Genomic DNA, 15,189 nt, shown 5'->3' with positions numbered 1-15,189 from the left:
CTATAAAGAATATTATTAAGTGTGTAGATTTATTATTTGTTAAATTAAATTTATTTTTTTATTGATCATTTCACGCAAAGCGACTTTATTCACTTTTCCAAATTTCGTTTTTGGAAACGCATCTAAAATCTCAAATCGATCGGGTATTTTATAATCGGCAATTCCTATGGACCTCAAATATTGAAGCAGTGTTTTTTTCAAAATAAAATCACTTACATATTCATAGGACGTATCCATAATTAAAAACGCACAGCTGCGTTCACCCAAAAATTCATCAGGCATTGCCACAACTGCCGCATCAAATATTTGGATATTATTTATTAAATGATTTTCAATTTCTTCCGCTGAAATTTTTTCACCTCCACGATTTATTTGATCCTTACTTCGATCTTCAACCGTAATATATCCATTATGATTTTGCGTAACAATATCCCCTGTTCGATAAAACCCATCATTAGTAAATGCTGTTTTATTGTGAACTTCGTTTTTGTAATACCCCCTAATTGTATATGGACCTCTTACTAACAAATGTCCCCTTTGACCAAATTCAAGTGGTTGATCATTATCATCTACCACAATCACTTCATCAGCTTCACTGATGGGACGTCCTTGTGTTGAATTTACAATATCCTCACTATCATACAATCGAGTGTAATTGACTAACCCTTCCGCCATCCCAAACACTTGTTGTAATTGACAACCAAATATCTTATTAACTTCAGTAGCAACATTTTTACTTAACTTAGCGCCACCTACTTGTAACACCTCCAATGACTCTAAAGAATAATCCAATTTAGAATCAGATTTTAATTGTTGCAACCATGTTAATAACAAAGGAGGCACTAAGGCACTTATTGTCACTTTATATTTTTCAATTAACTCAAAAGCCTGGTTAGCAATTGTAGGGCTTGATAAAACAATCGTCCCACCCGCATACAAAACCCCAAGCGCACCTGGTGAACTTAATGAAAAATTATGCATAACCGGTAAAACAGATAAATACACAGTAGATTGAGTGATGCCACAAATTTCATTACTTGCTCTGACACTATAGTGGTAATCATTATGTGTTCTAGCAATTAATTTTGGCATCCCTGTTGTGCCACCAGACAATTGGAATAATGCTATTTTTTCTGCATTTAAATTTGTCATATCTTTTTGATATGAATCATCATGATATAAACTATTTAATTGAATAAAGTCATTTACAATTAAATGTTCATCTGACAGACACACAATTAATTTATCATTGTAATTTTGTTTAATCTTATTTCCAATTTGCGCGTACTGATTGGATTGCTCCTTACCAATTGCCAAATACATTTTAGCTTGAGAAATCTTACAAAATACATCAATTTCAAAATACCGATGAGCTGGCAACGCCAAAATTGGTTTAACTCCAATTTTAAAAAATGCAAACAACACTTCAAAAAATTCAATTTGATTTTGTGATTGCAACACCACGACATCATCCATAACCAAACCAATTGATTTAAAACCTAACGCCAATTGATTAGATTTTTGATTTAATTGCTGGTAACTAATAGCCCGACTCCCATCAATGATAGCAATTTTTTCTGGACAATTAATAACAGATTGCGCAATCATATCGCCTAAAAACTCGCCAGACCAAAAACCAAGTTGTTTATACTTTTGCTTAAAATCTTCAGGCCAATCGACAAAACCATTTAATTCATTTTTCATTTAACCGTCCTTTTAAACCAAATGCATTCAGCATCGTATTAAATTTAGCCCCTGTTTCTTGATATTCTTTTTCCGCAGAGGAGCCCGCTACTATTCCAGCGCCTGCGTACAATGTTGCATTTTTTCCTTCAACTGTTGCACATCGAATAGTCACTACCCAATCTCCATCGCCGTTTGCATCATTCCACCCAACCATACCTGTAAACAAACCACGTTCATGGCTCTCAATTTCACTGATTGCCTGTCTTGCTACTGCTTTGGGAAACCCACAAACTGCAGGTGTCGGATGCATGGCTAATGCGACATCTAACGATGAAACATCAGCATTATTTAATTCTCCCTCAATACTTGAAGCTAAATGCCACATAGTAGGAGTATTAATCAATGATGGGGAATCAGGAATATTTAAATATTTACAAAAAGGAGTAAGTACCTGTTTGATGCTTTCAACAACTAACGCATGCTCGCGTAGATCTTTTTCAGAGGTCAACAATCTTTGTGATAATATCGTTTCTTCAGAATCCGTTTTTCCTCTAGGTTCTGACCCTGCAAGCGGCATAGCAGAAATTTTATTTCCTCGTTTGGATAATAATAATTCAGGACTCGCACCAATTAAGGTTTGATTGTGCTGCAAATGCTCACTGAACATTTTCACTCCAAACACAAAACCGGATTGATTAGTTTGCTCTAAAGTTTCTATTGTTTTTTTGATCTGAATATCCTGATCAAATTTAATATTTAAAGTGCGTGACAACACCATCTTTTGTAACTCATTTCGCTCAAAACGAGATAATGCATTCTCTACCCCCTTTTTAAATTCTGCTTTACTCGGAATTTCTACAATTGACTTGGCTATTAATGGTGCCCTTGAATTATCATTAACATAGGTTCGAGTATGATTATGATCAAAACTAAAATTACGACTCACAAATAATTGCGACTCGTGCTCAACATCAAATGAAACAGCCCCTACCAATATACAATCTTCAACCCCTATTTTTTTAAGAAAATCTAATCCGTCATGAACCGATTTACTTAAAGTGGAATGCTTAGTTGAACCCATTGCAGCAAATGGCGGTTTAACTAATAAAGCGTATTGTGTGGTAGAAAAATACACATCCTCATTATTGACAAATTGGCTTAACAGGTTATTCGACTCTTTTTCAGAACGAACAGATCTTACTTTATCTGATACTTGATCAATCACATTACTCATAAAATTCCCTTATTAAAAATACGAATTAAATGAATGATAATGATTATTATTTAGATTATCAATACATATGGTGATGTTAGATAAAATAATTACGATTTTCAGTTTTCCAATTGTAACTATATGGATAAGATGATATAAATGTTAATAATTCTCATTTAGATTATTACTATGAACAAAAAACAACAAACTCAATTAATCACTCAGCTAAAAGCCAACCACCAACCTGCTCGCAGACCACCGATGCTATTAACTGTGAGTAAATTAGAATCTGTTGGTAATAGTTTAATGCGTGTCTACTTATCCGGTGATCCATTACTTGGTTTTCCAATTGACAGTCATGCGTATCATATAAAGGTTTTTTTGCCGTTGCCTCATCAAACTCAACCGGATTTACCCTACTTAGAAAAGGGCAAAGTTATGTGGCCAAGTAAGCAAAATAAACCCATAACTCGCACCTACACAGTTAAAAAATTTGATCCAACCACACTGACGTTACAAGTTGAATTTGCACTTCATGACCACCCAGGCCCTGCCTGCGATTGGGTCAAGCAATGTCAAATCGGTGATAAATTAGGTGTAGCAGGACCTGGCGGCCCATATCCAATATTAGCCCCTGCTGACTGGCATATTTTGGCTGGCGATATAACCGCCATTCCAGCAATTATTGCATTGATAGAAAACATGCCACCCAACCAACATGCCGATGTTTTTCTTGAAGTAAAACATAAACAAGACATTCAAAAATTAAATGTAAGTGAATGCATTAATGTTACATGGCTTGTCAAAAAAAATAATCAACCAAGCTTATTAATTGAACAAACCATCAATGCAATCAAACCTGAATTTGCTGAATCTGTCAGTGCATTTATTGGAGGGGAACACAGCCAAGTAGTGGCAATACGTGACACATTGAAGCAAAAATACAATTTAAATAAATCGTTATTGTACGCCGTACCCTATTGGGCAAATGGCCAAAACGAAGAGCAATATCATCAAGCACGCCATGTTGTGATGGATGAAGAATATTAACTTAGAGGAAAAAATATGAAATTTAATACAGTAATAAAATCAAGCTCCACATTCTTATTATCAAGTCTTATCACGTTAAGTGCCTTGGCAAACAGAACAATCATTGACGACCAGTCTGTTGAAGTTACCATACCTGATGCACCTAAAAAAATATTAGTTGTCAGCGAAATTGATTTAGATGCAATGTATGCATTAGGAATGAAACCATATGGAACGACAAATGGACGCGGACAAAATGTCCCATCACGGTATTTAGAAAATTATAATAATGATTTAGTCATTGTGGGTAATTTCTACCAGCCAGATGCTGAAAAAATACTACAAGTAGAACCCGATTTAATACTAGCCGGCGGCGTTCCGATTCCACCTGTTATGGCAAAATTACGTCAATTAGCACCTACCGTTGCAACTTATAGCTTAGGTGAAAGCTGGAAGGTATCATTTAAAAAAATTGCAAACGTGTTAGATAAACAAGCTGAACACAAAGCATTTATGCAAAAATACGATGCACGAGTTGCAGATATAAAAAATCGATTATCTGAAAAAAATATCGAGACAATCAGCATTGTTAGATGGAACCCAAAAGGTCCAGCTTACATGTTAAATCAAGCCTTTGCGGTCACCATTTTAGAAGAATTAGGATTAAACAGACCAAAGGCACAACATCAAGATGGCCAAGCCCATTCTCAACCATTAAGTTTTGAAAATTTGCATTTAATTGATGCGGATTATTTATTCATAGGCACATTAGACAATCATGGCGAATCCGTTGATGCAATGCTTGATGGATTTAAAAGTCCTGCATTTATGCAATTAAATGCAGTTAAAAATAAAAAAGCGTTAGCGGTTGATGGTTCTGTATGGACCAGTTTAGGTGGGCCAATTGGTGCCATGCAAATTCTTGATTTTATTGAATTGAATCTTTTATAAACTTTAATTTAATGTATTTAAAATGAAAAAACCTTTGTATTTTAAGGTGTCATTAATTAGCGCATTGCTTTTGCTTTGCGTTTTTTCGTTTCTATCAATTGGATTAGGTGCAGGTCAATATAGCTTATTTGATAGCATCAATCAGTTTATAACTCGTGACACAACTAACGCTCATCTGCACATGGTAATATTTGAGTATCGCCTTCCTCGATTAGTAGCTGCAATTTTAGTTGGCAGTGCACTTGGCTTATCCGGTGCATTATTGCAAATCATTACTCGTAACCCTTTAGCTGAAAGTGGTTTATTAGGTGTGAATGCCGGCGCTTCAACTGGAGTGATTATTGGCATTACTTTTTTTTCAGCTCAAAGCAGCTTAACTTATTTAATATTTGCATTTATTGGTGCACTAATAGGTACGATTACCGTTTTATTAATTGCTCAATTTCGAACCAGTGAGTTAATGACACCTATACGTCTAATTCTATCAGGCATTGCTATTTCAGCTATGTTTAGTGGCATCAGTGCTTTAATCATGCTGACTTACCAATTCAGTTTTGATCATTATCGCTTCTGGGTTTTAGGATCATTATCTGGCGTTCAATTTGAGAATATTATCTGGATCATTCCTGCAATTTTAATTGCCATCAGTATTGTGTTTATTTTAAGCAAGCATTTACAAGCACTTTTATTAAGTGATGATAACGCCAAAAGTTTAGGGCATCACCCCGACAGCATTCGATTTTTTATTGCATTAAGTGTCGCTTTACTAACAGGAGCCTCAGTAGCTATTGCTGGACCTATTGCATTTTTAGGATTAATTGCACCACATCTTGCTCGTTTCTTTTTTGGACATCATCCTAATAATCAAATGCTATTTTCCATGCTTATTGGATCATTATTAATTTTAAGTGCTGACATCGTATCACGTTTAATCATCCAACCTTTTGAGGCTCCTTTGAGTGTCTTACTTGCTTTATTTGGCGCGCCTTTTTTAATATATATCGTTTTTAATAATAAAAAAGGAAAATTATAATGCACGACTCCAATCAAAAAGACATCGTCGTTTCTGTCATGCAATCGCGTTTATTAAAATTCAATATCCATCTTATTTTTTTTATACTTTTAGCCATTATATTTATTGGATGTTTATGTGTTGGTAATCAATACATCAGTCCATTGCAATCTATGTTAGGGCTAATTGATCAAGCCAACTTTAAAACAAATTTTATAATTGGTGAATTGCGTTTTCCAAGAGTACTGGCCGCAGTTGTCATTGGTTCCACTTTGGCATTAAGTGGTTGTTTAATTCAATTAGTGGCACGTAACAAACTAGCAAACCCAGAATATTTAGGCATCACTGATGGAGCCATTTTTGCTTTAATGATTTTTATTGTCACTAGCGCTACTGCACAACTTGGACCTTGGTGGGTAGCACCTTTTGGAGCCATTTTAACAAGTGTTACTCTTTTATTATTAACAGGACGCTCAGACAAAAGCGGATATAAATTTATCATGCTAGGCATTGGTGTAAGCGCTCTGATCCGAGCATTAAATGATTTAATGTTAGCCACAACAGATTTACAGCACGCAAGCGCTATATTTTTATGGTCACTTGGCTCATTAAATGCCGTAGAATTCAAACAATTATGGGGCATTGGAATAACATTAATCGCGATTACTCCCGTTTTATTTTTTTTACAAAAAAAATTACCAATGTTAAATTTTCATACAGATACTGCAAGAAGCCTAGGAGTGTCCACAAATTTACTGCAATTTATTTTATATTTTATAGCATTAATGCTTGCAAGTTTTAGTGTAAGCGTCGCAGGCCCAATTGCCTTTTTAGCATTAATAGCCCCCATTATTGCAACAGGTATTATTAAACCACCAGCCATTGCTTTGGTTTTAAGCATGTTAATAGGTGCCATTATTTTATTAATAGCAGATACCATCGCTCGCACAGTACTGCCCAATGAAATTCCAGCAGGTATTATGACCACATTAATTGGTGGGCCTCTGTTATTATTTATACTGCTAAAAAAATAAACAGCACTGTTAATTCGAAATAAATATTGAAATCCATTTTAAAAGTTATCAACATTATGAATGTATCCATACAAAATTTAAATGTTAGCTACCAACAAACTAAGGTTTTACATGACATCAATTTTGATGCAAAACCTGGAGAAATAATCAGCATCATTGGCCCAAATGGATGTGGAAAATCCACCCTATTAAAAGCAATGTGTCGTTTAATTCCCTTTGATTCTGGGCAAGTTAGCATTAACGAGAAATCAATAAAACAATACAAACAAAAAGAATTGGCAACTGTCTTAGCCCATTTGCCACAATCTGCTTATACCCCTGAAGGTTTGGATGTCTTTCATTTAGTCAGTTATGGAAGGCATCCACATCAAGGATTATTTAATCAATTTACCAATCAAGATAAAAAAATAGTCGAAGAGGCATTAAACCAAACTGGGCTATTGGAATTTAAACACAAACTAGTGTCTAGTTTATCTGGAGGGCAAAGACAGCGCGCTTGGATTGCTATGATTTTAGCGCAACAGACTCAAATTATTACATTAGATGAACCCACAAGTGCATTGGATATTGGTCATCAACATGAAGTCATGCAAATGATTCAAACCCTTGCTGATCATGGCAAAACCGTCATTATGGTTGTACATGACCTTAATTGCGCGGTACGATTTAGCCATAAAATTCTTGCATTAAAACAAGGCAAGCAGATTGGATTTGGCCCAACAAATAAGATAATGAATCAAAAATTAATCAGTGACTTGTTTGATGTGAATTGTGATTTTGTACAACATAACCACGCCCCTATTATTGTTGCCTCCTAGGTTTTTTTAATTAACGTGTATTTATTCAGCATTATCCGTAGTAATTCAACTTGTGATAAAATTTTGCAAATTTGAATGTGAACTGATGGACCCATAAAAGTTAAGTTATAAAGATTACAGAACAAAAAAAAGACGCAAATTGCGTCTTTTTTTTAATTTTAAATATTAGAATTTATAACTTGCTGTTAACCCAACATTTAAGCCAGCTTCTGCCAATCCATAATTAGGAGTAGTTCCAGAATGATAAGTAGTGTGATCAAAATAATATTCATTTGTCACATTATCAATATTTAATTTTAAATTTAAGTTTTCAACTTTCTTAGGATTCCATGACAGATATAAATCATGAACCAGGTACGCTTCTTTTACAATTTCAGTTCCATCCATATCATAGGATTCTTCTTGAGCATGCTTAGTATTTAACCCCAATGTTAAATACATAGAATTAATATAATAATCAACCGCTAAATTTGAACTCATTCCAACCGTTGTTCCTAAACCAAAATCACCATCATTTAGCACACGCTCTTCACCGGCCTCATTTGTGATTGTACCAGCGCTATCAGAAACATTCGCTTGGATTGAAATTGTTTCATTTTTATACCCAACACTCAACTCAAAACCAGACATGCTAGCATCACCAATATTGTCATTAGTGTTATATAACCATGTTGTCGTGCTATCACCGTTTGCGTCAACTGCTAATTCGCGACCTAAGTATCCTACAAAATTTTGAATTTCTGTTTGAAAAACATTTATTTTAATTGAATAATTTTCAATAACGAACGAGCTTCCTATTTCAAATGTATTTGTTTTTTCAGCTTCAATATCCTCAACATATACATTGGTAAAGTTAATTGCAGTAAATCCTGGAATCGGTGGAGTAGGACCTGGATAATCTATTAATAACGCCTCTTTTGCACCCACACCTCTGACAACATGCGCACCACTAGCAAACACATCAAAATTGTTAGTCACTGAATACACAGCTGACAAATTAGGGCTAAAACCCGAAACTTTATGTTCATTTTCCAAATTATCATTTAACGAATAAAAATCTAAACGTGTCCCAAAATCTAAAACAAGACTCTCTAGTGCTTGCCATTTATCCTGAACATACAACCCAATTACAAGGGCTTCATCAGATTTCATACTTTGAGGAATATTAACAGCGCTAGGGTCGTTTAATTGTGCCTGCTGCGCCCATTGTGTATAAGCGTCATTTAATGGCGTACTTGTATTACTATTTAAATCAAATCCACCAACAATTAAATGATCTTGGACATCCATAGCATTACGTACATCAAAACCAATGGTTTTGTTGGTACCACCTAATGTTGAGTCATCTGCTCGTGTCATTTTCAATTCAGAATCACTTGAGTGCAAAGTGGCTTCTAAATTTAGAATGTCTGTTTCAATAGAATAATTTGCTGTCATTGCTGAAGTAGAAAATTCTTGATCAACAGGTGTACCCGCTCCTCGATAATCAATATCAAATTGAGTTCGTTCATTACGCTTACCATTATCTGTTAATTTATTTACACTTAAAATTAAGTTTTGGGATTCACCAATAAAAGCATCGATTTTTCCATACAAATCTAACTGATTAAAATCAGTATATTTAGTGCTTTCGCCTTTTCCGTTTTCATAAGAATCGGCGCTATTATTAGTGATGGAAAATAAATAACCGACGGAATCAGTGATAGTGCCAAATACATTTAAATTTGTTTGCAACCCATCATTGGTAGAGTCATAACCAACTTTTGCTGTGCCACCAAATTTTTGCTCTGTTGCTAATAAATCATAAGGCGATTTTGTTACAAAATTTACATTCCCACCTAATCCACCTGGCCCATTTAAAGCAGAACTTACACCAGCATTAACCTCCACTGCTTTTAAAATATCTGGATTAATAGCTATGCGTGATTGATGGTGAAAAATTTCACCATTTCTAGATGCACCATCAACCATAACATTCAGCATAATATCATCCATACCCCGAATAAATATTTTTTGAGCCATAGGTAATTCACCACCACCCACACCAACACCAGGGGTATTATCAAAAATTTCAGCCAGAGTTGAAGGGGATTTTTTGTTGAACTGCTGTTGCGAAATCAAAACATCTGACTCAATTGCAGGTGCATACACCTGTACTTCATCAAGGATAACTGAATTTGTATTTGCTTCACCTTTTTGAGCTGCATTAGGTTCAACAGTTGCTATAGATTCGACAGCTTCAACAGCTTCAACAGTTATAGGTTGAGATTGTTCTGTAGCCTGCAATTGCTCTGCAATGGCAACACCAGCAAATCCATAAATAGCCAATGCCCCCAACAATGTCGACGGTACGTTTTTGTAGTTCATTTATTAATACTCTTAGTTTGGAATTTGCAGTAATGATAATGGTTATCATTTAGATTGCAATTTTTATTTATTTTAATTTCCGTAGTTGACAAATAGGATTACCTTAGTGATAATGATTATCATTAAGATTAATGAGAGAAAAGCCAAATGAAACATACCGCCGCTTTAAACAGGAATTTTCAAAGTCAGGGGCAATTACGTCACGCTATTAGGAACGGATTAATTCCTAATAACAGACATGACAATTATTATTGCACCATTAAACATTGGCTTCAGTTTTGTGAAGTTCCTTGCGATTCCAATACAGAATATCACCGCATGTATATAGACCAATACTGCCTATTACTCGAAGTTATTTGCGATGAATGCTTACCCATTTCATATCGACAAAACTGTTTAGACTTAATCAACATCCCTCTTTTTAGATTAAAAGAGTGTGAAGAATATGAACAAAAAAAAGGGTTATCTGGTAAGACAAATTGTCAAATCAAAGTAATTAATACTTCCATATTTTATGAGTTCCAACAGACTTATAAATTTTTTAAACACAGTTTAGGCATTAAATCATAGAGGTGAATCATGCAAATTTGGGACGCATTTATACACAATGGCAATCGTGAATTTAAAGATGAAAATTTTGAATTTGCACTAGGTCATTATGAACAAGCTTTAAAACAAGCTAATGCCATGCTACATACAAAGCATAACATCCATTGTGTAACTTCATTTATCGACAATACTCAAATGCAAGTTAAAGTGAATAGAATTTTAATAAGCCATTGTCTTTTAGCAAATTGTTATTTTGAGTTAAATTGGTCAAAAAAAGGCTGCGAGCAATATGAAATTGCATACCAATTTTTAAAATCTGCCATCATTTTAAGTACAGACAATTAAGTGCATTAAAAGCAACCAAGCAGCTAAAACATAGCTGGATAGATTCTTTAAAAAAATATAGACACAGCCTACCTGAATTCAAAATAATCAGACGATATGCTAAAAGTTTATGTTCGGCTTATAATTTTCATAATTTTTCAAATAACGGAGTTTAAAATGAAATCAAAATATTTTTATTTATTTCTATTATTTTCAACATTATTAATAATACCTTTTAATGTTCCATTATTTGAATTTTCGCATTCTAATTTAGTGCTGTATCAATATTTTGCATCCGTTATTTTCTGTTTATTAATAGGCATATTAATAATTACTATACGAATTTTATTTATTGAATTTATTCACCCTAAAACAAAGTATTCTTCGAGATTGACATGATTCTACAACAAGCAAAAATTGTTATTTTTTATGGAACCGATACTGGCAACACCCAAGAAGTGGCTGAAAAAATTGCCGCCTATTTTCTAGAAATTCATATAAAAATTGATATTCATAATATTATTGATGCTGATATACACACGTTTTATCAATATGACTTATTGATTTTTGGCATTCCAACTTGGGATTTTGGTGGCATACAAGAAGACTGGGAAGAATTAGAAGATGAGTTATCTGAATTAGATTTAAGCCAATCAAAAGTTGCTATTTATGGATTAGGCGATCAATTTGGTTATGGAGATTTTTTCATTGATGCTGTGGGTTGGTTATATGAAAAATTACTTCCTACTGGGGCAAATTTTATTGGAAAATGGCCCACGCTGGGTTATGAATTTGATGCATCAAGGGCTTGTATTGAAAACGATCAAGAATTTTGTGGATTGGCACTGGATGAAGATCAACAATTTGATTTATCAGATATACGAATCCAGCAATGGATTAGTAAAATAACTAACGAATTTGAGAGTATTTCATGAACATTAAAAATGAAAAAATAGAACATCATGATCAGTCTTTTACTAATCATTTAACTTGCCATTGTAATGATTTAAGCAGTACAGAATTAAAGTCTATGTGGTCTCAATTTTTTTTTGAAGCACGTACACATGTTAAAAACAATAAGTGGTCTCATGCTATTAAACTATACCAACAAGCATTACATATTAGCGAACATATGCTTGTTTTATCGAATAACCATAAAACAGTCATCAATCAGTTTATGATGATTAGCGTTGAAATTGCTTATTGTTTTAGAAACACATATTTAAATAAAAATACAGATTTTTCAAATAGTGACTATTTAAATGTCATATATTTTATGTTGAAAGAACACATAAGTGAGTCTCAAATTAAAGCTAACATAAAACCATTAATGGACATTTTATATTCTGATTTAAAAAACTGTAAACACTGGATTGATATTTTATTTGCCATGGAAGAAAAACAACAATATGTTTTAAACTAGATTGTTTGGATTGTTTGGTTTGTTTGGTTTGTTTGGTTTGTTTGGATTTTTTATATTGCGACCTCCCTAAACGAGCAATATGAAAAACAGATGTTAAGCAGACAGCGACATGATATGTCGACAATGATGTTTCCACAATGAAGTGTCAGTTTATGGATAAATACTGCATTACTATGGATTATAAAAATACAAGTTGTATCCAATTAAAGGAGCTGGCAAAGTGATGATTTTCAATTATTAAAATTTAAAGGCATGTTATGTTTGATGTATATTGGCAAGGCACTGCGTTAGCTTTATTTATTGGTTGTGTACTTCAAACTGCTCTTGGATTTGGCATGGCTATTGTTGCAGCACCTATTATCATGTTGTTTGCGCCGCAATATGTTCCAAGCGTGATCACCATTGTTGCACTGTTTTTAAGCGTACAAAATGCCACTAATTTACGATCCGATATTCAATGGAAATTTATGTTACCTGCCTATATTACTCGCGTACCAGGAACCGTAATCGGTGTTGCGTTAGTTGCATTAATGCCAACATTTATATTACAACTTATAATCACACTGATGGTGTTTGTTGCAATTTTCGTTACTATTTTTATTAAACCTTTTAACTCCACTGTTTTAAATATGTCAGTGGCCAGTTTTTTTTCAGGCATCGCAGGTTCTGCAACATCTATTGGTGGCCCACCAATGGCCATTGTCATGCAACATGGAAAATCCAATCACACTCGAGCTAATTTATCAGGGTATTTTGTGTTTGCTTGTTTTACTTCATTAGTGGGATATCAACTTGCTGGACTGATGGATTCTCACTTATGGATTACTGGTTTAACACTCACCCCCATTGCGTTTATTGCATTTTATATCGGTAAAAAATTACGAATTTATACTGAAAAATATTTCAGACAATTATTATTAATAGTGTGTATTTTCAGTGCAAGTATTGCAATGCTTGGGGTGGTACAACATTTTATACAATTTACTGAATAATTATAAAGATCGCGGATGTATAAAAGTAAAGATAATACTAGAAAATTTAGAATGTGTTTAACAGATTACTATTAAATTCACTAACAGTTTCGTTTCCTGAAAAATTCATTCAACTTGTAACAATACAGCGATAACAAATTTGTTTCACATGAGACTTACATTTTATTGATTCAAATTGAAAAGGAACACTTTCAACCTAGCTATTCCTTACACAAATTTACTTCGATAAAAAAGACTTTTTTATCGAAGTATTTTATAAATTTAAAAATTAGGTTTTACAGCGACTATATGTAAACCGAAAACATCAGCTAGAAATATTTTATTTATGCCTTTTAGATACAGTTTAATATCATATACATGTCGTTTGCTGGTTAATTCTTCAAGGTGTTTTTTATTTCTATTAATATTTTTAATCCAATGATTTTCTATCGCATAACGATAATCTTCAATTGGTATATCAATAATTTTTTCTAATTGAAAACCTGCATGATCAATCATACTCAGTTCATCCAATAATGTCCGATAATTTCCAGAATAACCATACATACGATTAATATGGGCACTTAAATTATCCATGGAATGCTTATGAATTGAATGTTTAAAATGCAATTCTTTATTAACTAATATACCTTCTGGATTCAAAATTGTTTTAGCTTTATTAAAAAATCCCTGTAAGTCACTAAAATGCACAATCACTTCGTCAGTATAAATAGCATCAAACTTATTATCATTATCTAAATCTTGCCAATTCTTAACAAAAAATTGTGCATCCACCCCGTAGTCTTTTGCTCTTTGCGTCGCCACAGGAATCGCTTTTTCAGATAATGTTATGCCCACACCTTTTACATGATATTTATGACATAAATACACTAACGGACCGCCCCATCCACATCCAACTTCAAGAATGGTCATCCCTGGTTTTAATTTCATTAATTTTGCAAACTCATCTAATTTTCTTTCTTGGGCATCGTTTAACGAAAATTCGGACGACCCCATTGGTGAGGAATACACATTCCATTCTCCTCCCGTTAATATTTTAAAAAAATTAGCGTCCACTTCATAATGGTAAGCAACCCTTCGCTCCTGCTCTTTTTTATTAAAATTTTGATATAAATTTCTATCTAATCCTTGTTTTTCTTTAAGTATTTCATAAAGCTCTTCACTCATAATCACTCTCTTTTATTTGATCGCTGCCGCAAAAAGGTAATATTTCTTTTGGTAGCATAGAAATATTTACCAATCCTTTAAACTCTGCTTTTGAGGGTATATAAAATAAACTATTCATATCGACCACTTTACGCCCTCTATGGTTATGAATTTCACCTTGAACACGAACAAATCGCCAAAACCTTTTCTTAATTTGTGCTTTCGCTGAAATTTCAGAATTAATATTTACTTTTCCAAGCCATGTCACTTTACTGTTTAATGTAACTGAATAGGTTTGAAATTTTTTAAAAATGGCATAGGCTAGCAATTCATCCAAAATTGCAAAACTAATTCCACCATGCAATATTTTTGGATACCCTTCATAATTCGACGAAGGTTGCCATTTGCATCCAACCCCCCCATTTTTTTCATGATGAATTTTAATTGCCAATCCATACGCATTCGATTGAGAGGTCACAAACCCATTAAATACTTGAGATTGAGTTCCAGGTGGGATAAATATATTTTCCAATTCAATCTTATCTGGTTTTATATTTTTTGATTTTTTAAATTTTAAAACCATTTTTTTTATTAATACTAAACACATTGCTACATCGGGAAAATTACTAAACATCAAAAATCCAT

General features: G+C 33.5%; 14 protein-coding genes. 9 read left to right on the top strand and 5 right to left on the bottom strand.

Translation table 11 applies throughout. From position 1 onward, the window contains the following. Positions 1–39 precede the first annotated feature (39 nt). Together TYM08_RS07025 and TYM08_RS07020 are read right to left on the bottom strand one after the other, a co-directional pair. Positions 40–1,704: a (2,3-dihydroxybenzoyl)adenylate synthase gene (locus TYM08_RS07025; protein WP_422382259.1), complete on the bottom strand. Its 1,665-nt coding sequence runs from the start codon at positions 1,702–1,704 to the stop codon at positions 40–42. Beyond that, positions 1,694–2,920, bottom strand: a complete 1,227-nt coding sequence (locus TYM08_RS07020; RefSeq protein WP_422382258.1) for an isochorismate synthase — start codon at positions 2,918–2,920, stop codon at positions 1,694–1,696. The genes TYM08_RS07025 and TYM08_RS07020 overlap by 11 nt, the downstream gene beginning before the upstream one ends. A 168-nt stretch (positions 2,921–3,088) precedes the next feature. On the opposite strand from TYM08_RS07020, the gene TYM08_RS07015 reads away from it, so the two are divergent. The 5 genes from TYM08_RS07015 to TYM08_RS06995 are packed head-to-tail and all read left to right on the top strand — an operon-like array spanning position 3,089 to position 7,743. Next, positions 3,089–3,949 (top strand): siderophore-interacting protein, encoded by an 861-nt coding sequence (locus TYM08_RS07015; protein ID WP_422382257.1) that lies wholly within the window; start codon positions 3,089–3,091, stop codon positions 3,947–3,949. Between the two features lie 15 nt (positions 3,950–3,964). After that, positions 3,965–4,879, top strand: a complete 915-nt coding sequence (locus tag TYM08_RS07010; RefSeq protein ID WP_422382256.1) for an iron-siderophore ABC transporter substrate-binding protein — start codon at positions 3,965–3,967, stop codon at positions 4,877–4,879. A 22-nt stretch (positions 4,880–4,901) separates the two neighbouring features. Continuing rightward, positions 4,902–5,912 (top strand): FecCD family ABC transporter permease, encoded by a 1,011-nt coding sequence (locus TYM08_RS07005; protein WP_422382255.1) that lies wholly within the window; start codon positions 4,902–4,904, stop codon positions 5,910–5,912. After that, positions 5,912–6,925 carry a FecCD family ABC transporter permease gene (locus tag TYM08_RS07000; RefSeq protein ID WP_422382254.1) on the top strand — a complete coding sequence of 338 codons (1,014 nt, stop codon included), beginning with the start codon at positions 5,912–5,914 and terminating at the stop codon, positions 6,923–6,925. The genes TYM08_RS07005 and TYM08_RS07000 overlap by 1 nt, the downstream gene beginning before the upstream one ends. Positions 6,926–6,981: 56 nt before the next feature. After that, entirely contained in the window at positions 6,982–7,743 is a 762-nt protein-coding gene (locus tag TYM08_RS06995) for an ABC transporter ATP-binding protein (protein WP_422382253.1), read from the top strand. 165 nt (positions 7,744–7,908) lie between these two features. Here the strand turns inward: TYM08_RS06995 and TYM08_RS06990 are convergent, their stop codons facing one another. Further along, a complete protein-coding gene (locus tag TYM08_RS06990) occupies positions 7,909–10,110 on the bottom strand; it encodes a TonB-dependent receptor domain-containing protein (protein WP_422382252.1) in 2,202 nt (733 codons plus the stop codon). A 579-nt stretch (positions 10,111–10,689) separates the two neighbouring features. Here TYM08_RS06990 and TYM08_RS06985 point away from each other — a divergent pair. The 4 genes from TYM08_RS06985 (at position 10,690) to TYM08_RS06970 (ending at position 13,398) form a co-directional block, all read left to right on the top strand. After that, a complete protein-coding gene (locus tag TYM08_RS06985; protein ID WP_422382251.1) occupies positions 10,690–11,004 on the top strand; it encodes a hypothetical protein in 315 nt (104 codons plus the stop codon). Between the two features lie 374 nt (positions 11,005–11,378). Continuing rightward, positions 11,379–11,918: a flavodoxin gene (locus TYM08_RS06980; RefSeq protein WP_422382250.1), complete on the top strand. Its 540-nt coding sequence runs from the start codon at positions 11,379–11,381 to the stop codon at positions 11,916–11,918. Beyond that, entirely contained in the window at positions 11,915–12,406 is a 492-nt protein-coding gene (locus TYM08_RS06975) for a hypothetical protein (protein WP_422382249.1), read from the top strand. Before TYM08_RS06980 ends, TYM08_RS06975 begins: the two co-directional genes overlap by 4 nt. 257 nt (positions 12,407–12,663) lie before the next feature. Then, entirely contained in the window at positions 12,664–13,398 is a 735-nt protein-coding gene (locus TYM08_RS06970; protein ID WP_422382248.1) for a sulfite exporter TauE/SafE family protein, read from the top strand. 261 nt (positions 13,399–13,659) lie between these two features. On the opposite strand, the gene TYM08_RS06965 is transcribed toward TYM08_RS06970, so the two are convergent. Together TYM08_RS06965 and TYM08_RS06960 are read right to left on the bottom strand one after the other, a co-directional pair. Beyond that, positions 13,660–14,565, bottom strand: coding sequence for an SAM-dependent methyltransferase (locus TYM08_RS06965; RefSeq protein WP_422382247.1), 906 nt, complete (start codon positions 14,563–14,565; stop codon positions 13,660–13,662). Further along, complete coding sequence (locus tag TYM08_RS06960; RefSeq protein WP_422382246.1) at positions 14,558–15,178, bottom strand: PaaI family thioesterase; 621 nt, start codon at positions 15,176–15,178, stop codon at positions 14,558–14,560. Before TYM08_RS06960 ends, TYM08_RS06965 begins: the two co-directional genes overlap by 8 nt. Positions 15,179–15,189: the final 11 nt, after the last annotated feature.

This window comes from Marinicellulosiphila megalodicopiae (assembly GCF_045862395.1).
In the GTDB taxonomy this organism is placed as follows: Bacteria; Pseudomonadota; Gammaproteobacteria; order Pseudomonadales; family Natronospirillaceae; genus Marinicellulosiphila; species Marinicellulosiphila megalodicopiae.
Note: the sequence above shows the minus strand (reverse complement) of the source record. Positions and strands in the feature narration are given on the sequence as shown.

Excerpts from the sequence above, each read along its gene's own strand:
- TYM08_RS07025 (WP_422382259.1), bottom strand. The coding sequence starts at position 1,704 with ATGAAAAATGAATTAAATGGTTTTGTCGATTGGCCTGAAGATTTTAAG.
- TYM08_RS07020 (WP_422382258.1), bottom strand. The coding sequence starts at position 2,920 with ATGAGTAATGTGATTGATCAAGTATCAGATAAAGTAAGATCTGTTCGT.
- TYM08_RS07015 (WP_422382257.1), top strand. The coding sequence starts at position 3,089 with ATGAACAAAAAACAACAAACTCAATTAATCACTCAGCTAAAAGCCAAC.
- TYM08_RS07010 (WP_422382256.1), top strand. The coding sequence starts at position 3,965 with ATGAAATTTAATACAGTAATAAAATCAAGCTCCACATTCTTATTATCA.
- TYM08_RS07005 (WP_422382255.1), top strand. The coding sequence starts at position 4,902 with ATGAAAAAACCTTTGTATTTTAAGGTGTCATTAATTAGCGCATTGCTT.
- TYM08_RS07000 (WP_422382254.1), top strand. The coding sequence starts at position 5,912 with ATGCACGACTCCAATCAAAAAGACATCGTCGTTTCTGTCATGCAATCG.
- TYM08_RS06995 (WP_422382253.1), top strand. The coding sequence starts at position 6,982 with ATGAATGTATCCATACAAAATTTAAATGTTAGCTACCAACAAACTAAG.
- TYM08_RS06990 (WP_422382252.1), bottom strand. The coding sequence starts at position 10,110 with ATGAACTACAAAAACGTACCGTCGACATTGTTGGGGGCATTGGCTATT.
- TYM08_RS06985 (WP_422382251.1), top strand. The coding sequence starts at position 10,690 with ATGCAAATTTGGGACGCATTTATACACAATGGCAATCGTGAATTTAAA.
- TYM08_RS06980 (WP_422382250.1), top strand. The coding sequence starts at position 11,379 with ATGATTCTACAACAAGCAAAAATTGTTATTTTTTATGGAACCGATACT.
- TYM08_RS06975 (WP_422382249.1), top strand. The coding sequence starts at position 11,915 with ATGAACATTAAAAATGAAAAAATAGAACATCATGATCAGTCTTTTACT.
- TYM08_RS06970 (WP_422382248.1), top strand. The coding sequence starts at position 12,664 with ATGTTTGATGTATATTGGCAAGGCACTGCGTTAGCTTTATTTATTGGT.
- TYM08_RS06965 (WP_422382247.1), bottom strand. The coding sequence starts at position 14,565 with ATGAGTGAAGAGCTTTATGAAATACTTAAAGAAAAACAAGGATTAGAT.
- TYM08_RS06960 (WP_422382246.1), bottom strand. The coding sequence starts at position 15,178 with ATGTTTAGTAATTTTCCCGATGTAGCAATGTGTTTAGTATTAATAAAA.